Source organism: Cytobacillus sp. FSL K6-0129, assembly GCF_038007625.1.
In the GTDB taxonomy this organism is placed as follows: domain Bacteria; phylum Bacillota; class Bacilli; order Bacillales; family Cytobacillaceae; genus Cytobacillus; species Cytobacillus kochii.
Window position 1 is genome coordinate 1,471,328 of sequence record NZ_JBBOXM010000001.1, and the last position, 22,014, is coordinate 1,493,341.

A 22,014-nucleotide genomic window follows, 5' to 3' on the forward strand; every position below is an offset into this window, starting at 1 on the left:
AATTGTCCTAAAAAATAATTGGAGGAAATTTCCTTGTCTTATGATGATCAAATTAAATTACTTTTAGAACGAATCAAAAATGATAGTTTAACTAAGGAGCCTTTACCTGGAATGAATGATGAACAATACTTTTCGTTAGTGGAAGATTGCCATCAGAATGGTTACATTTCCACCTCCATGAAACAAATTGTATTTAGATCTAAAGGAGGTGGCTTTTTAGCAGATGGAATAAGTCTTACTAAAAAGGGACACGACTTTTTAAATGGTAAAGAAAACCTTCCTACAATTGGTCAACAGTTTAATGTTGGAACCGCTAACGGTTCAAGTTTCGGTAATCATGGAACTGTAACTAATAATTATGGTATTAGTTTTGAGGATTTAATGATTCTCATCGATCGTGAAATTGAACCACCTGATAAAGCAACTGCCATAGAAATTGTTGAAACTGTTCAAGAACAAGAACTAAATCCTGGGTTACTGGAAAAGTTCGATGACTTCTTAAAAAAATATCCAAACTTAGCTTCATCAATTAGTGGTTTTATTATGGGAATACTTACAAATGGAAATCTTAATTAAAGGGAGCATCTCTGCTCCCCTTATTCAATTATTCAACTTCAAATACTTCTAAAATCTCGAATGTGTCAAAGCCACCTTTGTTTGTTCCCTTTTCAAGCAGATATTCAAATTGCCCGTCAATATCCTCATGAATATCTAGAATTAAATCAGCGTACTCTTTGAATCCTGTGAATTTCACGTCATCTTTTTCACAATCCCATAGGGCACGAAGCATTTCGTTATTCTGATGTACCTGAAGACCAAATGCTTTATCATTTTGTGGCTGCATTACTTTGTTATAGAAAATACGTTGATTCTCGTAATCTCCTTCAATAATTTTGAACCAAATTGTTAGCATCGGATCTCCCTTTGATGATTCCTTTAACTCCAACTTCTCCACTTCAACCTCATATTGTCCATCTGGTACAGAGTCAAAATCCCCACCACCATTTTCTTCAACTTCTTTTACATCTTCAGCAAGAGCTTCTAAATCTACTTGTTTATCAAATTTATCCCAATTGAATGCTGTCATTATTATTCAACCTCCATTAAGCCTTTTGGCGTATTAAATGTGAATTGCAAATCAACGATGAAGTACTCACCATATTTATTGTGCTTCTCGCTTATCTTCCATGATGTTAAATGCTTATCTTCCTTTGCTTCCTCCACAATTACCTCTGCTTCTTTACGAGTTGTAGCAAAATGCTGCTCCTTAGTATTCAAATCATATTTAGCCATTTCCATTACCTCCAAATAGTTTTATTAAAATGGTAAATCATCATCAGTTATATCAATGGTTCCATCATTAGCAAACGGGTCATAATCTTCTCTTTCTGCTTTGCTACCGACGGCTCCGACGTTTACGAGTTTTGGGCTTTTCTTCTTCCTCTGCTTCATCTTCGTTGTTATCTTCCTCACCTGGTGGCGTATCATCTTCAGCAGGCTTACGAGATTTACGCTGACGCTTCGGTTTTTCTTCTTGCTTGTCATCTTCTTGCTCATCTGGCTCAGGTTCACGCTTTTTACGGCTGCGCTTTGGTTTCTCTTCTTTGGTTTCTTCTTGAACCTCTTCAGCTGCTTGACTTACTTTTTCATTTTCTTCTTCAGGTGAATTTTCTTTCTTTGTGCGCCCTGTGCGTTTAGGCTTCTCTTTCTTCTTCGTTTTCTTACCTTCTTGGGAAGCAATCAACTCTTCAATAAACTCATCCATATCTAGTGAAATAACATCAACTTGGAAGTCAAAACGACCGCCACCGAAAACATTTTGTTTCTTAGTTAATTGCAGGAATCGCTCATCATCTGAATTTACGAACGCTCTAAGAGTGAGGTCTACAGTACCAGTAAGGAAATTTGCTACTTTGTCATTAATGTTAGGCTTGAACGTGGTCCGTTTTGCTCCACCTTTAAGCGTAATTTCCTCAACCTTCTCTTTACTGATGTAAATTACTTGGTATCCTAAAGCTTTCAATCGCTTCATTGCATTGTTAAACTCAGTAGTTACCTTTGACCACCCTTTACCATATGACCCATCAGATTCATGCTCCCAATCATTTTTATCAAAGACATAGTAACGGCAATGTTCGTAAATATCCTCAACTAGATCGAGTGCAACGGCTTCATAATCATTTGCTTCCGTTTCTAAATCACTGATAGTATCTAAGAATACATCCCAGGCTAATTTTCGATTGGTAACACGTCCAGTTTTAGTTACTTCATCTTTAATTGGTACAACTGGTGCTGTCGTGTTGTCAGTGTTTCCGTCAGTGTTGAGGAATAGAACATTATCCACACTGTCAACGAAAGTTGACTTACCAACATACGAATCTGCGTAAATCCAAAAGTCAGGTCTTTCATCAATTTTTCTTTCTCTACGTTCATTTTTAGGCAATACCATAATAATCTCTCCCTTTTCATTTTGTAGAGCTTCCAAGTAAATTGGAGCGAATCGTGGATTACAGCTAAAGCAGTTTCCACTAGCATTTTTTTTTGAAAAATCCTTTGTTTCTTCAATTTTCGCTATAGAATTTTTAAAATAAATGCTTTCCATTTCATCAAATTCTATCGGAACAAACGTGACATCTGATTCTTCAACTGTTTTGACTAGCCTTTTTCTAAAATGGAACAAGTCCTCATTATCTTTTTGTTTAATGCTTGTCTTGGGTACAAACAAGTAAGCGAGCTTTCTAACATCAAATCCATCCTGTTTCAAATAGTCCCTATATATGTGCAACTGACCAGAAGTGAGGTAGTTTTTAATATGATTGGAATACTTAAAATCAATTACCATGCATTGTCCATCTGGTGCCTTTGCTATCAGATCTACGAAGCCTATATAATCCTCATGATCAATCTTATATTCATGAATAAACTCGAAGCCTGGAAAAGTACTTTGTAAGAATTCTTTAACTTTTGGGATTAAAATTTCTAGCTTCATAGATTCCTCAATGATTGAATCAGTTAGTACAGGAAAAGAATTAAAGTATTCCTTCTCTGCGGTTTTATAATCATGTTCAATGCCAGTATGCAGAGCATGTCCAATGATTAATGGGTTAGCTGCATCATATTTTGTTAACTCGGTTAATTTATCAATATACCGAAGCTTAAAATGATAAGGGCAGTCATTGAAAAGTGACACACGGCTATAAGAGTATTGAGTCACTTGAACCACCTTTCTTTCCAGGACTCAAAATCTTTTGGGCGAAGTATGTATGCTTCTCCACCTGAATCCTTGATTTTACGAATATTGTAGAGTTGTAGCTTACTAGGTTGTCCCGTATCCGTTTTTAATTCAATCCCATGGAATGTTCCATCGATACAGGCTAAAATATCGGGAATGCCTTCTTTGGTGTACTGACTACCAGCCCAATATTTCACATGCCAGGTATCATTATCTTTTAAGAACTTAATGACTTTTTTCTGAAAGGCTGATTCACGCATCACTTCACCGTAAATTTCACATATGCTTTTTTATTTGTTACTTTTGGATAATCCTCAATCAGCTCACCATACAGATCAGGCTCTTTTTCCTTGAGCGACTTTACATCAACCGAAGTGGAAGAGCTTGCTGCTACTCTGGTAATCTTTAAGAGCTGATTATCAATCGATTTAATGTCGTATTCATCCATAGCTTTTTCTAGATCAGCTTTCAATTCCTTATTTTTAGCTACAATCTCCTTTTCTTGTTGAGCTGTAAAAGCGATTGCTGACATAAGAGCCAAGTATTTATTTTCAAAAGGTGTTAATTGGTTTGTCATGAAATTTCCTCCTTCTCGAATAAGGCATCTGTATAATCTTTTCGTTCTTTTAATACATCAAGCATTCGCCATTCAATGGACCCATCTGTAAGTAAGTAATAGTAAAAGCAAGGTCTTTCTTGACCAATTCGGTGGATACGCTTCTTGCTTTGTTCAAACAACTCACTTTTATCAGTGAGTGTAAAATAAACAATCTTGTTAGCCTTTTGAAGATTAAGCCCCATAGCGCCCGCCTGGTACTGAATAAGCGTGATACTGTTATCTTGCTTTTCATATGCGGTTAAATCCTTTAATGAACCATTTACAGTGCTGTAAGGTTTGTCAATCATGCTTACCAATGCTTCATATTCTCGTTTAAAGTTATAAAATATGATGATGCGATCATTGGTACTGTCTATAAGGTCTTTCACATAATTCAATTTGTGCTGATTGTAGAAACCTGCCAATTGGCGTAAATATAGCTTCTTTGCTGCGGCAGTATCTCCAATCAGTTCATCCTCACCAATTTGGATAATATGGTGTTGTTTAAATTCCTTATAAGCTTTCGTACAAGGTATCTTCACATGTTGGTCGTTCACCATAGGAAGGTTAAAAACTTCTTCGGTTTTCATGAAAATAGCCCCGTGACTTCTTAACTTATGTTTTAATCTGTCCACATTTTTATAACCAGTTATTTTAAATTGTTGGTTGCGATCATCCCACTCCTGATTAACGAATTGCTTCAGGAAAAGCTTTTTATTAATCTTCCAACCTAGTAAATACAATTGGCTCCATAATTCCTCATACTTGCCACCAGTGGGCGTTCCTGATAGTAAAATGACGTTTTCAGCTGCCAGATTAAGAATGAATTTACTTCTATTTGACTTTTCATTTTTAATCATGGATGACTCGTCCAACATTAAGGTGAAATCTCTTAACTTTAATAGCTCGGGTCGTCTCCATACCTTGTCATAATTAACAATCAGAACACTTTCAGGAGGGATGATATCTAACTTTTGCTTATCGAAAACAATAACCTTGTAATCATAGTGAGATTCAAAATGCTCTTTCCAATCTGATATTTTGGATTTTTGGCAAATTACAAGATTGTAGGCGGTGTTGAGTTCCCACATCTTTTCACTACCAACAAATGTCTTTCCCAATCCCATATCTAGGTAATACGCAACACGATTGTATTCATAAGTATCATCAAGAGCTTTATCCTGGTGTGGGAAAAGTTTCATTTACATCACTTCATTTCCTTGCTATACTTTCATTGAAAATTTGTTTTTGCGGACCACTTGGCAGAGTGGTCTTTTTTATTCCATTGCACGGAAGCACTCCATATTGTGTTCTTCGATTAAGTACGTTTTAAGATTCAAATCACTGACGACCTTATTTCCAAACACCCAATAAACATCGCCTTCCTGAATTTCTAACCCATATGCATCTTTAATTGGATGATCAGATACTTTCCTTACAGTAGTACTCAATTCTTATTCCTCCTCAATACAATTTTCTAGCATGTAACCAACTGTGACTACCTCACGAATGTTTGTTGAATACTCAATTCCATCAACAGTTGTATGAAAATCACCATCAACAATCGAACCTATTAATGCGCTGTGAATGCTCACTAATCTCAACTCCTTTTAGCTTTTTTCCAAATGGCAATATAACGATCAACTGGCGTCATTGCTAACCATTGTTTGGGGCAAATTTTCAATATGCTCACCTCCTTTCATATCCTTTTCAAGACACTCACATAACTCACTGTGTAGAACGCTTATAGGCGCTTTATCTTCTCCCCATTTTCTTAGTAGAGTGATAGTATTCTGTTGATCAATATAAGATAATTCAGCTAGTTTTACAGGAATTTCCTCATGTTTTTTAATTAGCTCTAGATGAATTGGCAAACTCATCGGTTTCACCTCTTTCTGAAATTGCACTATTAATGCAATTTGTAGGTAAAAAAATTTCATCAACCTTTTTATTAAACAAAGTTTTTAACGCAAACATTTCATTAGCTTTAAATTGTGAACGATCATTCTCCTTTCTTATATAAGTTGTTAAATCAATTCCCAAACATTCAGCTACTTGTTTTTGTGTTAAATTGTGCTCTTTTCTCAATCGAATTAAGTTCCATTGCATTTATTTAACCTCCTTTCATTGTCGATATTTGTAGAATAATGCATTATTAATGCAATGTCAATGAAAAAAATCCACTAAAAATGCAAAAAACATTTATTTGTTGCATTAATTTATGTATAATTGCATTATCAAATGATGGTAATTGAAAGGAAGTGTCTCTTGTGAATGAAGAAAAATTACGTTTATATATAGGAGAAAAAATTAAAGAGTTTAGGAAAAAGAATAAAATGACCCAAGGAGAATTGGGCATGCAGATTGGAGTTAAAAATAATACTATTTCTGCATACGAAAGAGGATCTATATCACCTGATTCAGATATTTTGTTTAGAATAGCAAATGCATTAGATATAGAAGTTGATAACCTATTTCCACCCGCAGAAACGAAAAATGTAAATTATTTAAATAAAATCAAGGATTTATCTAACGAAGAATTTGATGCTAAGGAAATGTTATTTTTTCAAAAACTAATTGAAAAAGCCCTTTCTTTAGAAGGGGAAGAAAGAGCAAAATTTATGGAAAGCATTAAGTTTACAGTTGAATTCTATAACAAGATGAATGATGAGTAGCATTACTTGGCTTTTGCTTTTCACCATTATTTTTTATAACTCTAATAAATTCTAATAATAATACCAATTCATCATCTGTCATAGCATCGCCGCCTTTTGGTTATTAGGATAAATATTATTTTTGAAAGGGTGTCTAAGCTGATATATATTGTCGGTAGATGCCTACTGGGAGAACTGATTAAGGAGCGAAAAATGACACAAACTGAGTTAGCAAATCTTTTAGGTGTCACTCCTCAACAGATTAATAAATATGTACATAATACTCAAAAGATGTCATTACAAGTAGCAATTAACATTGGTCATATCTTAAAGTGTGACATTGAAGACTTGTACGAAATCCACCCAGTAGGAAAAAGAGAGTAGATTTTTATCTACTCACCGACACTTTTAAGCCATTCAGCTTAAAATTAGTTAGATAAATTACCAACTTAGTTAAATGAAACTATACATCATGTTAAATATTTCTATTCTATGATACCACAATAGGAACTAATGTTCTATAACTTATACAAAAAATATACAGAAAAGAGGATAAAAATGAGAGTAGCGAACTATTATCGTGTATCTACGAAATTACAGGAGAAGAAATTCAGTTTAGCTGCACAAAAAACTGAACTTACGAATTATGCTAAGAACCAGGGATGGACTTTAATAAAAGAATTTAAAGATGTTGATAGTGGTGGGAAATTAGATAAAGACGGGCTAAATGCTCTTTTAGATTGTGTTGAGGAAGGCGCAATTGATGTTGTCCTAGTTATAAGCCAAGATCGTTTAAGTCGTTTGGATACAGTGGCTTGGGAGTTCTTAAAGGATACATTGAGGCAAAATCAAGTTAAAATTGCTGAACCTGGAACAGTTGTCGATTTAAGCGATGAAGATCAAGAGTTTTTTTCAGACCTAAAAAACCTCATGGCTAAACGGGAAAAAAGAAGTATTGTTAAGAAAATGATGTATGGAAAGCGCCAAAGGTTGCGTGAAGAAAAGGGATGGGGTAGACCTCCATTTGAATATTCATACGATAAAAACACCTCGAAATATTATGCAAAAGAGGAATGGAAATGGGTTATTCCATTTATTGATGATCTTTATCTTAATCATCAATTAGGCATGACACTCATTAGTCAGCGATTAAATGAAATCTCTTCTACACCTACAGGCGGTATATGGAATGAGCATTTGATTTTCGTAAGATTAACATCAAAAGCATACCATGGAGTTAGTGAAAAAGATTTTGATAATGGAGATACCATATCAGTAGATGGAGTTTATGAACAATTAAGAAGTAAAGATACCTATGAACGAATTCAAATAGAAAGAGCAAAACGCACAAATCAATATAGCGTTGCTGGTAGAAAAAGTGGAGGAAACACTCACTTACTAAAAAGAACACATCTTACCTGCGGTAAATGTGGGAGGAAAATACTTATTTGCCAGCATGGTACAAAAAAAACTCCCCGTTATTATGCAAAACATGGGCGAAAAAAAAGGTTAAATGGGGAATCTTGTGACATCAGTATAAACACAGTACGATTTGATCAAAACATAATAAACGCATTAAAAGACATTCTCACAAATGAGGAACTAGCAAAAAAATATATAAATATTGAAAATGATGAATTAGAAATTAAAGACCTAAAAAAAGAAATAAAAAAGATTGAAAAGGAATTGAATGCTTTAAAAATGTCTCTTGAAAGACTTCTAGACCTATATCTATCAGGAGGTGTCAAAAAAGACATCTACATTGAAAGAGATAAAGTAAATCAATCCAAGGTTACTATTTATGAAGAAAATTTAAATAAACTATATCGGAAATTAAAAATGTTAGATTCAAACAAATTAAATTACGAAGTGCTTAACCACTACATGCTTATAGCCAAGAAGATTGATACAAAATTAACTGCTATGGAGAAAGCTCAATTAATGGGAACACTTTTCCCTTCTGGCATAGTTTATGAAGATAAAATTGTACTTATAACAGAAGTCTACGATGGTATTCCTATTGAAGTAAATATTGCAATAAACGAAGACCCTAACCCTTTTCATTTTTCAAAAAAGCATTAATATAAACATAAGGGGTAATTACCCCTTATCATTTCAATCATGGTAAACCCTTTTTCATTATTTATGTTTTTCATCATACGCCCTCCATTAGTTGAAACATTGGTAACATTACTGCCAAATACAATGAAATGATAAAACAACCAACAATAAGATAAATAGTGGGTTGTATTACTTTCATTAATTGATCTATTTTTTCTTCTAACAGCTGCAGACAATAGCGGCTAAAGAATTGTAGTTCTTCTTCTAGCTTTCCATTTTGCTGCCCATGACGAATAACTGTCCTTAAATCTAATTCTAAAAAGGGAAAAACCTGAATCAATTCATCTAATTGTTCACCATTTTCTAGCTTACGACGCAAATATTGACCAACTTCCTTCATTAATGGTTGTTTTTCATCTTTAGCAAATAAGTTCAAGGAAGTTGTGATAGACATCCCACCTGCAAGTAAATAATGCAATTGGATAGCAAAGTAATGTGTATAAAAAAGGGAGACTAGTTTGCCAACAATCGGTATGCGAACAACAAGAGATACTTGTCTGATCATTGATAACCGCCGAAAAATAAAGTAGTAATACAAAGAACTAAATAGTAACAGGATGAACATTACAATTAAAAATAGAGGAGCAACAGAACCAATCCATTGAAGGAGTACCATAAAGGTATTTTCGTTGACATTCATCGACTGAAAAAGTGAGGTAAAGCGAGGAAGAATGATTTTTTCAACGAGAAAAAACAGTAGTATGGTGATAAGGAATAAGAAACATGGATACATTAATGCCTTTTTTAACTTTCGCATATCCTCTCCCCTCTTTTGCATCATTTCACTGCCATCAATAAAAGCTTGTTGTAATCCCCCATGTTGCTCAGCAAAAAAGACATAACCAACTAGGTGTGAATTAAAGTTCATCGATCCTAGGGCCGAGTGCAGATGGAAACCTTCTTTTAACTGATAAATAACCTCTTGTAATTGGAGCTTTTTCTCTAAGGTCAATTGCAAACTCGCCGACGCCATCGCTTCTGAGAGCGAATAACCCCTGGATAATAATTCTCCTACTTTCTTAAGGAAGTCGCATTGCTCCTTTAATGTCCATTTAACTTTTTTCATCTAAAATCCACCGATTAAACTCACTTTCTTTTACATACCCTAAGGCTACCCCTTTTTTCAAAGCTGACCTGAGCGAAAAATATGGTTCGTAATTATTCTGACTACTTTTCGCCGCTTTCAAAGCTTGATTCAATTCCCTTCCACTCAATAATTCAAACACACCAGCTCTTTTTAACCTGCCACAGCTATAACAGAAATCGGTACATTCTCCTTCACAAAATGGGCAGGTTAATTCTACAAGCCTCTGTGCTGTTATGGCTACTAACGTTTGTTCTATTTGCTTCCACGCTACCCCAAACTCCACTAAACGATGTATGGCTCCAACAGCATTTCTCGTATGCATCGTCGTTAATACTAAATGCCCAGTTAATGCTGCTCTCACAGCTATTTTAGCTGTTTGAGCATCGCGTATTTCCCCAACCATAATTATGTCCGGGTCGTGCCTAAGGATAGCTTTCAAACCAGTAGCATATGTTACGCCTGCCTTTTCATTTACTTCGACTTGCAGTAAGGAGTCAGTCTTTTTCTCAATCGGATCTTCTAAAGTGATAATACTTCGATTGAATAGGTTGGAATTGTCATTTAGCAGACTATATAAGGTTGAGGTTTTTCCACTACCGGTCGGACCAGTTAGTATGATCATCCCGTGCGCATGTTTAAGCATAGCAAGGATTTTTCGGGACATCGTTGGAAATAGTGAAACATTGTGAGAAGAAATATGAGACGATTGTGGCAGGATACGGATGACAAGACTTTCATTGTATTGAGAGGGCAATGTGGAGAAACGTAAGCCTATCTCATATCCTTCAATATCTGTAGAATAGGCGCCATTTTGTGGCTTTCGTTTTTCACCAATATCCATGGATGCAATAAACTTGAAATGAGAGATTAAACGGTTAGATTCATAATGAGGGATGTAATGTTTAGGGACAAGGCGCTTGCCATAGCGGAAATAAATGATTGTGTGATTCTTTTTGGGGACAAAATGAATATCTGTTACTTCTGTTTTCACAGCTTCCCTTAAAATTAAGGTAGCCATGCGTTGCATTGAGACCAAGTAATTAGTCACCACCTTTTTTAAGATATTTTATTATTCGCCAAAAAAAGATCGTTTCCTGCATGATTTTAGTCCTTTTCTTTAACTTTTTTTTGAACATTTAAGAGATTCCCTCTACCCTCTCCTCTTTCAACACGCTTTACTATATAATGGTATTAACAAATATAAAACATCCACAAATGACTGACAGTGCAATCGCTTCTTTAAAATCCTATTCATATCACGAAAAAAAGAATAATGACAACCATATGAGAGGTGAGAATAATGAATGAAACATTAAAAATTACGAATACATTATCCGATCCAACGAGATACTATATTTATCAGTATGTTCTTAAAAAACATTTCCCTGTCACTGTTAAAGAAATTGCTAAAGAGTTTTCTATTCACCCGAATGTTGCTAGATTGCATTTATCAAAACTCGCAGAAATCCACATGCTTGAAGCTAAAATAGAAAAAACCGGTCAAGGTGGCCGACCGAGCAAGCGCTATCACCTAACTGATAGCGAGATTGGACTACATTTTCCTTATCGGAATTATCAAATGTTATCAGATATTCTTCTCGAAACAATGATTACACTTGGGCCAGAAGGAAAAAAAGCATTATATATAACTGGGAAAAAATATGGCGAGAAATTGATGGAAACAGCATTACACAGGCAAATGGTTACATTAGAGGACTCATTTGAAAGAAAATTAGCTCTCGTCATTGAAGCAGCAGAAGTGGCTGGTCTTCAGCCAGAATTTAATTTTGATGGAAAAAAGATCATGTTTGAAATGTTTAATTGTCCCTTTAAAGAAACCGCAAAGAAAAATCAAGGTGAAATATGTCATATGCACTTTGAATTTTTACGAGGCATGTTTGAGACGGTTTTTTTAGATATAGAATTAAGGGAATTGGGTAATATGTTAAACGGGTGTATTTCATGTTCTTATGAAGCTGTCGCAAAATAAAAAACATACTGTTTACTTTTAACCAAGTATTACCTTATAATTATTGAGTAATGGACATATGTGTGTGTTAAAGGAGGGATACATATGGATCGCATGTATAGAGTGATGGGATTCTGGACTGCTATTTTTGCAATTATGTTTTATGTAGGTGATATGTATACACCAGCACTACTATTCCTTGGCCAAACTGGTTTCTTTGTGCTACTAGGCTACTTAAAGCTTACAGAGCGTATGTACATTTATATTTTTGGCGCATACTTGACTGTTGCCTTTATCGGATTCACATATTGGACTGTCTTTATGATGGTACCAGGTATGGGGTCACACTAAAAGCACACATAACAAACACAATAAAAAGAGGATGCAACGTCATCCTCTTTTTATTGTGTTTTTAAAGGTTCTTTATCTGAAGAACAAGCTGAAACGATTGGCTGATTCCACTATCCATTAATAATGTTCGAATCTCACGATTTTTCTTAGCCTCATTTGAAAATAGATCGCCACTATGATTGGATAATTCATCTAGAATACCAGATGCAATTAAAAACTCATCTTGCCGCCATTTCTGCATAAAAGTCAACCCATACTTCTCACCAAAACGGATCCACGAATCCCAGTGCACATCATGAGTAATATCCATCTCACCAGCGTGTGTAAGGATATTGGGGATAAGCTGATGTTTCCTGTATCCCCTCAGGCTGCCATCTTTTCTCGTCGGCATTAACCAATCATCGTCCGTGTAACCATAATCAGCTGTCAATACAAGTCCTTTTTCTAACACATCGCTAATCGATGCACTTATGCCATCCATAAATAATGGAATCTCCATTCTTTGGCCATTGTATAAAGAAATCGACATTTGTTCGATGTATGAAATGATTTTCTGATTTTCGATAGGAATATAGACTTCGTTTAGCACATTTTGGTTGGAAGTAATCATTATTTCATATAAACAATCATCTTTTTTTTCTACTAAATGAACAGGTAGCGCATCAAGTAGTTCATTAGAAAAAACAAGCCCTGAAAACGTAGGACATTCATCTAATGATTGAAGAAAATGAAGTTTTACACTGTGATGTTTACTTAATTTATCCTTTTGTAATCTTCTATGATGAGGGCTTTCATCAACTAATATATAAACTAGCGTCTCATCTGTCATCTCTTCCCATTGATTAATAAAGACTTGAGCAAATGAACCATCGCCTGCACCCATTTCTAACACGGCTGCAGGCAGTTGATTCACTCTCACCTGCTCTATAAACCATTTAGCGATTATTGTTGCATACATAGGAGACATTGTTGCTGATGTATAAAAGTCCCCATCTACACCAATCTTTTTATCATCCTTCATATAATATCCAAAATCAGGATGATAGAGGGCTAAATGAATAAAATCGGCGTAAGTAAGCCGTTCCATCCTATTTTCTTCGATATAGCGGATGATCGGATTCATTATGAAAAACCGTTCAAGAAAGGGTTAGTGTCCATTTCATTGGCAATAGTAGTCACTGGCCCATGTCCTGGCAAGACGAGTGTGTCTTCAGGTAAAATGAGTAATTTATCATGTATGCTTTGCAGAAGCGTCTCATGATGGCCACCAGGTAGATCTGTTCGCCCAATACTGCCTTGAAAAAGGGCATCCCCACCAAACAGCAAGGCAATGTCTGCGAAATAAAAGGAGACACTACCAGGAGAATGACCCGGTGTCTCTAATACTTTGAAGGAAAACCCTGAGATATCTATCTCTTGCTCTTTTACAAATAACTCATCGGCAGGTTGTAAACGTATCGCTGTGCCCATTTGAAATCTTGCTGAACCATTTAAGGCAGGATCTATTAGCCAGTCCTTTTCATTTTCATGTATGTAAACAGGAATTTGGTACTTTTCTTTTACGTCATCTACTGCACCAATATGATCAAAATGTGCATGCGTTAAAAGGATCGCCTTCGGATTCAATTTTTCATCATCCATTATTTTGATTAGTTTTGTTGCTTCTCCCCCTGGATCAATAATTAAACAGTCCTTGTTTTCTTTTATAAGAAGATAGCAATTCGTTTGTAATGGTCCTAATGGTAACTGTGCGTATTTCAAATGAATTCCTCCTTGGTTATTTTCTTTTATTGTACACAACTCTATAGTCTACGAGAAGCAAACATGGTTAATGGACTTGATGTATCTTCCTTAAAATGTTATTATCTGAAAAGTTCGTAGAATATACCTCGACAAAATTTGAAAAAAAGTATAAAATATGATGTGAATGTAAAAATAAGTATTACATACGGTTCCAAACCTTTGCAAGGAATGAGCATAGACTCATTTGTTGATTGAATGAAAAGGGGGCTATAAACATGGGACTAGTAATTATTACTGGTTTAACAGCTATTTTAGCAATTTTCGGTCTAATCAGTGCACTACGAAACAAAAATCTCCTAGGGATTGTATTCGCTTTCGGGACAGCTGCCGTTTTCGGATGGTTTGCTGTGATGACATTAATTCATAGCGGATTCCCAGCTGTCCATTAAAAGGGGATGTAAATAAAAAGTCTGCCTCATTAAGGGCAGACTTTTTATTTATCATTCATCCTCTTGTAACAATGATTCTACTCGTTTAACTTTATCCGCCATCTGACGTTTTACATCTCTACGGTCATCAATGCGAATATTTGTTGCCACTCGCGCAAGTCCTTTTTCAAATGGAACTTCATGCATTGCTTGGATAACCTCAAATAACACTGGTAATTCTCCTTCAATGAGTGTATTCATCGGTGTCAATTGGTAATCAATTTTCCCAGCATCTTTATATTCCTTTAAAACCTTTTGGATATCTGCTACATAAGCTGATACACTTGGACTCTCCGTTCCTATTGGAATAATTGTTACGTCTACTATTGCCATTATGTCATCTCCTTTAAATATCAATATTAGTATGCACAAAATAAAGAGCGAAGAAAATTTATCTGCTCAAGATTTTATAAGTGAAATGACTTCTTTCTCATCTAATAAAATGACTTTATCTAAATAATGACCATATAAACAGGCATTGGCTTTATTAGAACAGGAAAGAGGTTCGTTGTCCATATCTTCTAATAATACGGTCTGTTCTCCCGTTTCCAAATCTGTAGCCATGAAATCAAAGCTACCCCGATACGTATCTGCATCTGTACTGTACTCCGGCTTAAAGTAGAAAAACTCTTTATCCAGCATGGCATATTGTGGAACCATCCAACCGGAAAAGCTTGTTAAATGAGGAACTGAAAAAGATAACACCGATTCAAAGTCATTATTCATAAATGTGTATCGTGCCTCTTCATCATGATTTTCGTTTACACCAATGGTCATCATTAAATCATTGAATGTATCAACAAAATACACATTTTCTTTCTTCACTTCCGCCGTTCCTGTCTTCTTTTGTTCTTTTAACTCCGTCACAATTGAAGGTCCAACCGTACTCCAGTCCAAATACACAAATGAATCAGGACTTAACCAATGGACAAACGGCTCCGCTATAGATATATGTTCCATATTTTTTGTTTCAGCTGATATCAAATAAGAAGTGTAAGACCAGTCCTCGGCAAAACTCGAAACCAATAACTTTGTCGGATCATATTGATTCCAAGAAACAGCTAGTTCGGTGCCATCTATTAACTCCTGCAATATGTAATCACCTTTATGATCCACTATAGCAATACGCCATTTTTGATTACTTGGTTCAGTCTGGACAAATATATATTGTTGATCTGGGCTAATATAGACATTATTAATTGGTGCCTCACCTTCAAAAAACAACTCCTGTTCTCCGGTATAAATATTATATTTAAAGATTTTGTTCAATGTTTCATCTTTGTGATTGAGGAATAATAAGTGCTTGGCATCTAACCAGCCAAAGAAGAAAATTTGATCAGATTCTGAAACAGCAAGAGGTATAATTGATTGTTTTGAAGTTTGCTTCTCTGTCATATTCGTTTCTTTAACAGGTGGCTTATCACCTGTTTCATTCACTTGACAGCCAGCTATAATCATTGTGGAAAAAAATAAAAGCAATATGAGCATATAATCTTGGTGTTCCGCTTTGTGCTTCATAAACTTGGCTTGCCCCCCATCGAATTCCAATCTAGCTTCATTCTAGCGCACTTTTATCTGAATAGACGCGAGAAAAAGCCGTTTCCGGCTTTTCTTCGCTCTCTACGAAATTCTTCCTAATTAATTCCCAAAAACATTGTAATCAATAGTAAATTTTATACTGATTATGGAGGAAATACAAGCAACAACTATTTTTTATTAAAGATAAAGTGAAGCTAAAAAGACACCAAGCATTTCTTCATACATGTCTTCATACTGTGATAATGGCAGTGGGTTTACTCCTTTTCCCAGTTCCATCGTAAATCCTGGCCGTCGATACTCTTTAATAAACCAATCTCTAAACCCAGCGAAACTATCCACATACTGAACGGAACGATAACCGCTTACTCGTTCAAATTCATCTGCAATGACTTTTGAATCAGGCGGTTCAAGTCCTTCGTATCCCCAGTAAAATTCTTCACCTTGTGTGTGGAAAGCTAATAATAAGCTGAAGTTATTATTCTCAACAAGATTGGCCATCGCTATCGCTTCAGGCTCGGATAACGGTTCATATCCAGGAAAGTCTCGAGATGACGGAACATCTGGCTTTCTTTCTTTTTCATATTCCCAATTTGCGGGATATTGTTTATTCAAATCTACTCCTCTAATATTCGCCTTCCATAGGGAAAAATCATCTTTTTGTTCATTAATTGCTAATATTTCTTCTTTGTAGCCTTCTGGCGGTCCCCCTAAAACCAAGTCAACTCCATCAGGATTGACCATTGGAACAACCGATAACTCAACACGACTATAATAAGGTAAAGTCTCAATTCCCCTTAAAGGTTTCGCATTAGTCATAGATAACAAGTAGGCATTTATTAAAGACATAAGGACAGGCGTCGTTATCCATTCATTGGCATGAAATGACGCATTATAATGGACCTGCTTTTCACCTGTACCGATTCTTATCTCATATAAAGGCTTGCCTGTCACCGAATAACCAATCTCATTTATTTTTATAAATGGATAAACTTCTTTTAATTGTTTGAGGTCGTCTTGCAAAGTTTTAAAACTATAACTTTTTTTCCTATCCATTAAAGGCATAATCACTCTTGTTGGCACTAGGACTGTTTGATTTACTTGTAGATTTTGAGGCTGTAACTGCTGATTCAATAAAAGCAATGCATCGACAGGGAGATTATTCTTTGATGCTATTTGCCATAGTGAATCACCTTTTTGAAGTTGAATAGTAGATGTATGAAAGCCAGGAATTTGAATGCTTTGGCCAATCTGCAATGAGGAAGGGTCCACTTGTGGATTGCTATCAATGACTAAATTAATCGGAACCATAAACAGCTGACTGTAGTACCATAAAGAATCACCTGACCTAACTTTAATCTTCACCTTTTATCCTCCTCTCCATCAGTTCATACATATGATGAATGAGAAGAAAAGATGACTTACTCACTATTACAGAAACCTTATCCTATTATTAATTGCTTTGCACTCCAGGCGGCACCTACTACTCCTGCATCATTCCCTAAAGTAGCTAGTTTCAATAAAGTAGACCCTCGCATCTCAGGAAATAAGTTTTCGTCATAATAGGATTGTAATGGCTCTAGCAATAATTTCCCGGCTTGAGAAACCCCGCCACCGATTATAATCACCTCAGGGTTTAGTATTGCTGCTACATTCGCTAAGGCAATGCCTAATGGCTTCATTGTTCTTTGAACCACTTCCTTAGCAACTATGTCATTCTTACCTGCAAAGTGAAAGATATTCTGAACTGATAAATGGTCAACTAATAATGTGTTCTTGTTAGAATCAATGATTTCTTTAGCCACACGTACTATTCCAGTAGCTGAGGCAATCGTTTCAAGACAACCCCATTTTCCACAATTACATCGCACGCCATAAGAAGATACGGCCTTGATATGGCCTATTTCACCAGCAGAACCCCCATTCCCACGCATTAACTGACCATTACTAATAATGCCACCACCGATACCAGTACCAATTGTTAAAAGTACAATGTCTTTGTAGCCAATTCCGCTACCAATCCAGCGTTCGCCTAACACTGCACAGTTGGCATCATTTTCTAATATCACTGGAAGCGCCATGTAATCTGATAGTTCTTTTTGTAAGCGGTAATGAGGTGACAAATTTATATTTGTTGCTGAAAGTAAAATTCCATTTTTGCTATCTACCGGTCCTGGGGCACCGACTCCAACAGATAAAATCTGCTCTTTTTTTATTTGCGCCCTCTTTCTATGATGTTCAATTGAAGTGGTTATTTGCTCTGCTAAACTGTTGTCTGTATAATTCTGCTTCGTCTTTTCTTGCCATTTTAAGTGAATGTCGCCATTCTCGTTAACAAAAGCAAATTTAATTGTTGTACCACCTATATCCACGCCAACAAACAAAACAACACCCCCTAGAGAAGTAATGAGCAACTATTCTCTTGTTTTCTTTCTCTCTTTTTCTCTCTCAGCCCTTAAGACTAATAAAGCATCTCGATAGGTATCTACTTCAATTATTTTTGCTTTATATAATTCACTCACTTCAAGCTCCATCATTTCAATATCCAATAAACGTTCACCCATATAAATAATGGCACCGTATGCTTTTAACAACTGTTGTACATCATAAAAACTTTTCACATTCATTCCCTCGATTCTTTCTTTCATAAAGCAAAGTATAAACGAAAAAAAACTCTTCCTCAATCATTAAAACATGAGAGAAAGAGTAATTCTAACGATCAAAAGAAAAGTGATCATTTATCTATCTGGATCTTTTGGATGCAACATTCTCGGACGTCTATTTTTCAAAGGCATTGGTGAACGTAAAAGGACATCTCTAAAGGCTCTTAGGTTAAAGGGAATAAACGGCCATAAATAAGGGACGCCGAAAGACTTCATTTTAGATAACCAAATGACAAATAGTGTAATACCGATGATAAAACCATACATATGAAATACACTTGTCAGTAATAATAATACAATACGGACAATTCGATTAGCTAATCCTAATTCGTAACTTGGTGTTGCAAACGTACCAATTGCTACAATGGCAAAATAAAGAACGACTTCACTTGTAAATAAGCCAACTGAAACAGCCAAATCACCAATCATGAGTGCCGCTACTAAGCCGAGAGCAGTAGCAAGACTCGAGGGGGTATGAATGGAGGCCATCCTCAGCATATCAATACCTACCTCAATAATTAAGATTTGCAAAATCAAAGGGATTTTCCCTGTCTCCTCTGGTCCTATAAATGATAGAGAATCTGGTAATAAACTTGGATTTGCAGCAAATAAGAACCAAATAGGTAAAAGGAACAACGAAGCCCATACAGAAATAAAGCGAACGAATTTTAAATAAGCACCAATAATCGGTTTGTTTCGATATTCCTCTGCATGCTGCAAATGATGCCAGAACGTAGTCGGGGTTATAATCACACTCGGTGAACCATCCACAATGATACATACATGACCTTCAAATAAATGCGAAGCTGCTGTGTCCGGTCTCTCTGTATACCTAACCATCGGATAAGGATTCCAATGCTGACCAGAAATATATTCTTCAATTGTCTTCTCGGCCATCGGTAAGCCATCTGTATCAATTTTAGATACATTATCTTTTATTTTATTGACCAACTCAGGGTCTGCAATATCTTCAATATATGTAATGACAATATCAGTTTTTGAGCGTCTACCGATTTGTAAATACTCCATTCTTAACGTCCGATCTCTTACGCGCCTCCTCGTTAGTGCTGTATTAAAAACTAATGTTTCAACATAGCCATCCCTTGCGCCTCTTACTACCCTTTCAATATCAGGCTCTTCTGGGCCGCGGGCCGGGTAAGTCCTTGTATCAATTAATATCGCTTCATCTGCTCCATCAATGACCAATGCCGTTTGACCAGCTAATACAGCATCAACAATTGCATCCAGATCACTTTCTGTAGCAATTTCGATATAAGGGATATATCTCTTCATTAGCTTCGGAACAGTATCCTCTTCTAATTGTTCTCTTCCAAGCTGAGCAAGAAATTCCATTAACCGATTCATAATATCATCTTTAGCAAAGCCATCAACCAAATAGATTGCCATGTCAATCCCAGTATATTCCACATCTATTTGTAACACATCAAAGTTTTTTCCGACTGCTAATGCTTCTTTTAAATATGATGTATTGTTAATCAATTCCTTAGATACTTTATGATGTTTGTTTGTTTCCATGAGTTCACCTCTCAAATATATTCCTAACAAACATCATAGACATACTAAAAAGGAATCATACCCTCCTAAGAGGTTGATTCCTTTTACTTTATGTTAAACAACAAGTTTTTTAAGTTTCTAAGAAAAGATGTAGAATTTCCTAGGAAATATTCCCTTCCTGTCGAAATATCTTATTTATTTTCATTTAGATTGTCTTGTAGCTGCCTATAGTCTTCTGAGTCGTGTAATTCTACAGCTTGGTCAAGATACTTTTTCGCTTCACCCGTATGGCCTTCCCTTAAATATAATAAGGAAAGATTATAGTAAGCTTCATGGAATTGTTCGTTTACTTCAATAGCAAGATGCAAATGACGCTTCGCTTTCTCTGTTTCCCCTAATTGAATTTCCGCATAGGACAATAAAAAATAAGTTTGTGCGGTTGCACCTTCTTTATCAAACGGAGTAAGCTCTTTAATCATCATTGAGTAATTTTCTTTTTCTAAATAAGTTTGTGCTTCAATCAAAGCCATCTCTTCTTGTGTTTGATCATTAGGGAAGTGAAACCCATAATAGAGTCCTCCACTTATGAGAAGAGCCGTGAAACAAGCTATCAATAGTTGAGCAATCCTGTTTCTCTTCTTAGGCAAAAGAACGATTCCCGTTGCTAAGAACCCGCCAATTAAACCACCAATATGACCAGCGTTATCAATTCCTGGTATCATAAAGCCTAATGCAAGGTTAAACACAAGAACAATGATAATGTTCATACCCATTGTGCGGAAAAATAATTTGGGTTTCAATATCCCAAAGAAAAGCAACGCTCCAAAACAGCCAAATATCGCTCCGCTCGCTCCAGCTGATACGTTGGGACTAGTAATAAAACTAAGCAATGAACCCATAAAACCAGATAACAAGTAAATAACTATAAACCTTGTATTGCCCATTATTCGTTCAACAGCAGAGCCTAAATAAAAAAGAGCAAGAGTATTCATCAATAAATGCAGGAAACCAATATGTAAAATGATCGGTGTAAAAAAACGCCACCACTCACCTGCCAAAATAAGTGGATTATATTTTGCTCCACTTTCAATCAGCACCGAGGTATTTGTACTTCCACCTTTCCACTCCAGCCAAAGAAAAGCTAGGACTTGTAGCACAATAAATAGATATGTAAATATGGGCTTACCTTGATTAAAAACCTCTTTTTCTTCTTTCGCATTATTTGCTGCTAGCCATAATGTCTGTTTTTTAAAGTTTTCGATTACTTGTTCATCAATATCATCAGATGGTTCTTCTAAGAAGAGAAGAGGTTTCATAAAGTGTTGCTGCAGCTGTTTAGCTACCTCTTCTAGACTATCCATAGTCATAATGACAGATTCAACCGTTGTCTTCTCCAGTTTTGAATGCTGAAAGGGCTTATTAAGCTTATCCTCATAATCGTCAACAGGTACAAATGGTGAAATATATATATTGAGGACAGTCATTTCTCTATGCCTTACTTGTTTTCGAATACGCTCACCATTAAAGGCAACTGATTCTATATCTCTTTGTAACCAGTTACTCCAATCTAAATCCTTCCTTAGCAAACGAATGATTTTTGTCTGTTTATTCTCTAACTTCTCAATCCAGAGTTCATCTTGTTTTTCAGAAAGCTGAATGAAGCGATATTCTTCTTGATGTAGCAGATGATTGGCCAATGACCAAAATAAATAGCTTCCTTACTATGCACTGTTTTCTCACATCCTTACAGTTATATATCTTATTATAGTCAATGTTTCTTTTTAACAAAATAAAAAGCCCTTATATAAACAGGGCCAAAAAGTAACATTGTTATAAACGTTCATCATTATATTGTGGTTGAGGAAAAACTAGCTTCATTGCTCTCTCTCTTAAAAAAGGGCAATTTAATACGGTAGCAATGATAAAATTTTGTCTCGCTAAAAGACCAACTAGGCGATAACGATACTGATAAATGAAAACACCTGACAATACAAACAGTATCAAAGTCATTATTTTTCCCATTTCATTCCCTCCTGTCTATCACTATTATGCGAATC

29 protein-coding genes are annotated in these 22,014 nt (G+C 35.7%); 7 read left to right on the forward strand and 22 right to left on the reverse strand.

Annotation, left to right across the window (positions count from 1 at the left end; translation table 11 throughout):
* Positions 1-33 precede the first annotated feature (33 nt).
* Positions 34-576 carry a hypothetical protein gene (locus MHI57_RS07165; RefSeq protein WP_340975557.1) on the forward strand — a complete coding sequence of 181 codons (543 nt, stop codon included), beginning with the start codon at positions 34-36 and terminating at the stop codon, positions 574-576.
* A gap of 28 nt (positions 577-604) precedes the next feature.
* Here the strand turns inward: MHI57_RS07165 and MHI57_RS07170 are convergent, their stop codons facing one another.
* From MHI57_RS07170 to MHI57_RS07215, 10 genes are all read right to left on the reverse strand, one after another.
* Positions 605-1,087 carry a DUF669 domain-containing protein gene (locus MHI57_RS07170; protein ID WP_340975558.1) on the reverse strand — a complete coding sequence of 161 codons (483 nt, stop codon included), beginning with the start codon at positions 1,085-1,087 and terminating at the stop codon, positions 605-607.
* A gap of 2 nt (positions 1,088-1,089) precedes the next feature.
* Positions 1,090-1,293 carry a hypothetical protein gene (locus MHI57_RS07175; protein ID WP_340975560.1) on the reverse strand — a complete coding sequence of 68 codons (204 nt, stop codon included), beginning with the start codon at positions 1,291-1,293 and terminating at the stop codon, positions 1,090-1,092.
* A 103-nt stretch (positions 1,294-1,396) separates the two neighbouring features.
* Positions 1,397-3,214: an AAA family ATPase gene (locus tag MHI57_RS07180; RefSeq protein ID WP_340975561.1), complete on the reverse strand. Its 1,818-nt coding sequence runs from the start codon at positions 3,212-3,214 to the stop codon at positions 1,397-1,399.
* The gene (locus MHI57_RS07185; protein ID WP_340975563.1) at positions 3,211-3,492 is read right to left on the reverse strand and encodes a VRR-NUC domain-containing protein; all 282 of its coding nucleotides are present in this window, start codon (positions 3,490-3,492) and stop codon (positions 3,211-3,213) included. Before MHI57_RS07185 ends, MHI57_RS07180 begins: the two co-directional genes overlap by 4 nt.
* Entirely contained in the window at positions 3,492-3,809 is a 318-nt protein-coding gene (locus MHI57_RS07190; protein WP_340975565.1) for a hypothetical protein, read from the reverse strand. The genes MHI57_RS07185 and MHI57_RS07190 overlap by 1 nt, the downstream gene beginning before the upstream one ends.
* Positions 3,806-5,032, reverse strand: a complete 1,227-nt coding sequence (locus MHI57_RS07195) for a DEAD/DEAH box helicase (protein WP_340975567.1) — start codon at positions 5,030-5,032, stop codon at positions 3,806-3,808. The genes MHI57_RS07190 and MHI57_RS07195 overlap by 4 nt, the downstream gene beginning before the upstream one ends.
* Before the next feature lie 75 nt (positions 5,033-5,107).
* On the reverse strand, positions 5,108-5,281 hold the full coding sequence (locus MHI57_RS07200) for a YqaI family protein (RefSeq protein WP_340975569.1): 174 nt from the start codon (positions 5,279-5,281) through the stop codon (positions 5,108-5,110).
* A gap of 3 nt (positions 5,282-5,284) precedes the next feature.
* The gene (locus MHI57_RS07205) at positions 5,285-5,425 is read right to left on the reverse strand and encodes a hypothetical protein (protein WP_340975571.1); all 141 of its coding nucleotides are present in this window, start codon (positions 5,423-5,425) and stop codon (positions 5,285-5,287) included.
* A gap of 45 nt (positions 5,426-5,470) precedes the next feature.
* A complete protein-coding gene (locus MHI57_RS07210) occupies positions 5,471-5,710 on the reverse strand; it encodes a hypothetical protein (RefSeq protein WP_289434133.1) in 240 nt (79 codons plus the stop codon).
* Positions 5,679-5,939 (reverse strand): helix-turn-helix transcriptional regulator, encoded by a 261-nt coding sequence (locus MHI57_RS07215; protein ID WP_289434134.1) that lies wholly within the window; start codon positions 5,937-5,939, stop codon positions 5,679-5,681. The genes MHI57_RS07210 and MHI57_RS07215 overlap by 32 nt, the downstream gene beginning before the upstream one ends.
* Before the next feature lie 161 nt (positions 5,940-6,100).
* On the opposite strand from MHI57_RS07215, the gene MHI57_RS07220 reads away from it, so the two are divergent.
* The 3 genes from MHI57_RS07220 (at position 6,101) to MHI57_RS07230 (ending at position 8,566) form a co-directional block, all read left to right on the forward strand.
* A complete protein-coding gene (locus MHI57_RS07220; protein ID WP_340975573.1) occupies positions 6,101-6,505 on the forward strand; it encodes a helix-turn-helix domain-containing protein in 405 nt (134 codons plus the stop codon).
* 129 nt (positions 6,506-6,634) lie between these two features.
* Positions 6,635-6,868: a helix-turn-helix domain-containing protein gene (locus MHI57_RS07225; RefSeq protein ID WP_289434136.1), complete on the forward strand. Its 234-nt coding sequence runs from the start codon at positions 6,635-6,637 to the stop codon at positions 6,866-6,868.
* Between the two features lie 174 nt (positions 6,869-7,042).
* A complete protein-coding gene (locus MHI57_RS07230; protein WP_340975575.1) occupies positions 7,043-8,566 on the forward strand; it encodes a recombinase family protein in 1,524 nt (507 codons plus the stop codon).
* Positions 8,567-8,639: 73 nt separating this feature from the next.
* On the opposite strand, the gene comGB is transcribed toward MHI57_RS07230, so the two are convergent.
* Positions 8,640-9,671, reverse strand: a complete 1,032-nt coding sequence (gene comGB, locus MHI57_RS07235) for a competence type IV pilus assembly protein ComGB (protein WP_340975578.1) — start codon at positions 9,669-9,671, stop codon at positions 8,640-8,642.
* Positions 9,658-10,719, reverse strand: coding sequence for a competence type IV pilus ATPase ComGA (gene comGA / locus MHI57_RS07240; protein ID WP_340978568.1), 1,062 nt, complete (start codon positions 10,717-10,719; stop codon positions 9,658-9,660). Before comGA ends, comGB begins: the two co-directional genes overlap by 14 nt.
* Before the next feature lie 273 nt (positions 10,720-10,992).
* On the opposite strand from comGA, the gene MHI57_RS07245 reads away from it, so the two are divergent.
* Both MHI57_RS07245 and MHI57_RS07250 read left to right on the forward strand, forming a co-directional pair.
* Entirely contained in the window at positions 10,993-11,682 is a 690-nt protein-coding gene (locus MHI57_RS07245; protein WP_095372582.1) for a helix-turn-helix transcriptional regulator, read from the forward strand.
* Positions 11,683-11,766: 84 nt separating this feature from the next.
* Positions 11,767-12,012 carry a DUF2626 domain-containing protein gene (locus MHI57_RS07250; protein ID WP_095372581.1) on the forward strand — a complete coding sequence of 82 codons (246 nt, stop codon included), beginning with the start codon at positions 11,767-11,769 and terminating at the stop codon, positions 12,010-12,012.
* A gap of 61 nt (positions 12,013-12,073) precedes the next feature.
* Here the strand turns inward: MHI57_RS07250 and MHI57_RS07255 are convergent, their stop codons facing one another.
* Together MHI57_RS07255 and MHI57_RS07260 are read right to left on the reverse strand one after the other, a co-directional pair.
* On the reverse strand, positions 12,074-13,135 hold the full coding sequence (locus MHI57_RS07255; protein WP_340975581.1) for an SAM-dependent methyltransferase: 1,062 nt from the start codon (positions 13,133-13,135) through the stop codon (positions 12,074-12,076).
* On the reverse strand, positions 13,135-13,773 hold the full coding sequence (locus MHI57_RS07260) for an MBL fold metallo-hydrolase (RefSeq protein ID WP_224935984.1): 639 nt from the start codon (positions 13,771-13,773) through the stop codon (positions 13,135-13,137). Before MHI57_RS07260 ends, MHI57_RS07255 begins: the two co-directional genes overlap by 1 nt.
* Positions 13,774-14,030: 257 nt before the next feature.
* On the opposite strand from MHI57_RS07260, the gene MHI57_RS07265 reads away from it, so the two are divergent.
* A complete protein-coding gene (locus tag MHI57_RS07265; RefSeq protein ID WP_095372578.1) occupies positions 14,031-14,204 on the forward strand; it encodes a DUF2759 domain-containing protein in 174 nt (57 codons plus the stop codon).
* 51 nt (positions 14,205-14,255) lie between these two features.
* On the opposite strand, the gene MHI57_RS07270 is transcribed toward MHI57_RS07265, so the two are convergent.
* The 8 genes from MHI57_RS07270 to MHI57_RS07305 form a co-directional block, all read right to left on the reverse strand.
* The gene (locus MHI57_RS07270; protein WP_095372577.1) at positions 14,256-14,576 is read right to left on the reverse strand and encodes an MTH1187 family thiamine-binding protein; all 321 of its coding nucleotides are present in this window, start codon (positions 14,574-14,576) and stop codon (positions 14,256-14,258) included.
* Between the two features lie 66 nt (positions 14,577-14,642).
* Complete coding sequence (locus MHI57_RS07275) at positions 14,643-15,761, reverse strand: YqgU-like beta propeller domain-containing protein (RefSeq protein ID WP_224935983.1); 1,119 nt, start codon at positions 15,759-15,761, stop codon at positions 14,643-14,645.
* Positions 15,762-15,959: 198 nt separating this feature from the next.
* Positions 15,960-17,144 (reverse strand): M14 family metallopeptidase, encoded by a 1,185-nt coding sequence (locus MHI57_RS07280; protein WP_251161984.1) that lies wholly within the window; start codon positions 17,142-17,144, stop codon positions 15,960-15,962.
* 77 nt (positions 17,145-17,221) lie between these two features.
* Complete coding sequence (locus MHI57_RS07285) at positions 17,222-18,163, reverse strand: ROK family glucokinase (RefSeq protein ID WP_340975588.1); 942 nt, start codon at positions 18,161-18,163, stop codon at positions 17,222-17,224.
* A gap of 30 nt (positions 18,164-18,193) precedes the next feature.
* Positions 18,194-18,400, reverse strand: a complete 207-nt coding sequence (locus MHI57_RS07290) for a YqgQ family protein (protein ID WP_224935980.1) — start codon at positions 18,398-18,400, stop codon at positions 18,194-18,196.
* Positions 18,401-18,517: 117 nt separating this feature from the next.
* Positions 18,518-19,978 carry a spore germination protein gene (locus MHI57_RS07295; protein ID WP_340975592.1) on the reverse strand — a complete coding sequence of 487 codons (1,461 nt, stop codon included), beginning with the start codon at positions 19,976-19,978 and terminating at the stop codon, positions 18,518-18,520.
* A 170-nt stretch (positions 19,979-20,148) separates the two neighbouring features.
* Positions 20,149-21,654: a rhomboid family intramembrane serine protease gene (locus tag MHI57_RS07300; RefSeq protein WP_340975594.1), complete on the reverse strand. Its 1,506-nt coding sequence runs from the start codon at positions 21,652-21,654 to the stop codon at positions 20,149-20,151.
* A gap of 133 nt (positions 21,655-21,787) precedes the next feature.
* The gene (locus MHI57_RS07305) at positions 21,788-21,979 is read right to left on the reverse strand and encodes a hypothetical protein (RefSeq protein ID WP_224935977.1); all 192 of its coding nucleotides are present in this window, start codon (positions 21,977-21,979) and stop codon (positions 21,788-21,790) included.
* Between the last annotated feature and the right edge of the window lie 35 nt (positions 21,980-22,014).

What these genes read in the sequence shown, in the direction of transcription:
- comGA (WP_340978568.1), bottom strand. Translation starts at nt 10,719, where the DNA reads ATGCAACGCATGGCTACCTTAATTTTAAGGGAAGCTGTGAAAACAGAA.
- MHI57_RS07210 (WP_289434133.1), bottom strand. Translation starts at nt 5,710, where the DNA reads ATGAGTTTGCCAATTCATCTAGAGCTAATTAAAAAACATGAGGAAATT.
- MHI57_RS07195 (WP_340975567.1), bottom strand. Translation starts at nt 5,032, where the DNA reads ATGAAACTTTTCCCACACCAGGATAAAGCTCTTGATGATACTTATGAA.
- MHI57_RS07230 (WP_340975575.1), top strand. Translation starts at nt 7,043, where the DNA reads ATGAGAGTAGCGAACTATTATCGTGTATCTACGAAATTACAGGAGAAG.
- MHI57_RS07270 (WP_095372577.1), bottom strand. Translation starts at nt 14,576, where the DNA reads ATGGCAATAGTAGACGTAACAATTATTCCAATAGGAACGGAGAGTCCA.
- MHI57_RS07250 (WP_095372581.1), top strand. Translation starts at nt 11,767, where the DNA reads ATGGATCGCATGTATAGAGTGATGGGATTCTGGACTGCTATTTTTGCA.
- MHI57_RS07175 (WP_340975560.1), bottom strand. Translation starts at nt 1,293, where the DNA reads ATGGCTAAATATGATTTGAATACTAAGGAGCAGCATTTTGCTACAACT.
- MHI57_RS07255 (WP_340975581.1), bottom strand. Translation starts at nt 13,135, where the DNA reads ATGAATCCGATCATCCGCTATATCGAAGAAAATAGGATGGAACGGCTT.
- MHI57_RS07215 (WP_289434134.1), bottom strand. Translation starts at nt 5,939, where the DNA reads ATGCAATGGAACTTAATTCGATTGAGAAAAGAGCACAATTTAACACAA.
- MHI57_RS07245 (WP_095372582.1), top strand. Translation starts at nt 10,993, where the DNA reads ATGAATGAAACATTAAAAATTACGAATACATTATCCGATCCAACGAGA.
- comGB (WP_340975578.1), bottom strand. Translation starts at nt 9,671, where the DNA reads ATGAAAAAAGTTAAATGGACATTAAAGGAGCAATGCGACTTCCTTAAG.
- MHI57_RS07265 (WP_095372578.1), top strand. Translation starts at nt 14,031, where the DNA reads ATGGGACTAGTAATTATTACTGGTTTAACAGCTATTTTAGCAATTTTC.
- MHI57_RS07190 (WP_340975565.1), bottom strand. Translation starts at nt 3,809, where the DNA reads ATGACAAACCAATTAACACCTTTTGAAAATAAATACTTGGCTCTTATG.
- MHI57_RS07170 (WP_340975558.1), bottom strand. Translation starts at nt 1,087, where the DNA reads ATGACAGCATTCAATTGGGATAAATTTGATAAACAAGTAGATTTAGAA.
- MHI57_RS07275 (WP_224935983.1), bottom strand. Translation starts at nt 15,761, where the DNA reads ATGAAGCACAAAGCGGAACACCAAGATTATATGCTCATATTGCTTTTA.
- MHI57_RS07305 (WP_224935977.1), bottom strand. Translation starts at nt 21,979, where the DNA reads ATGGGAAAAATAATGACTTTGATACTGTTTGTATTGTCAGGTGTTTTC.
- MHI57_RS07295 (WP_340975592.1), bottom strand. Translation starts at nt 19,978, where the DNA reads ATGGAAACAAACAAACATCATAAAGTATCTAAGGAATTGATTAACAAT.
- MHI57_RS07185 (WP_340975563.1), bottom strand. Translation starts at nt 3,492, where the DNA reads ATGCGTGAATCAGCCTTTCAGAAAAAAGTCATTAAGTTCTTAAAAGAT.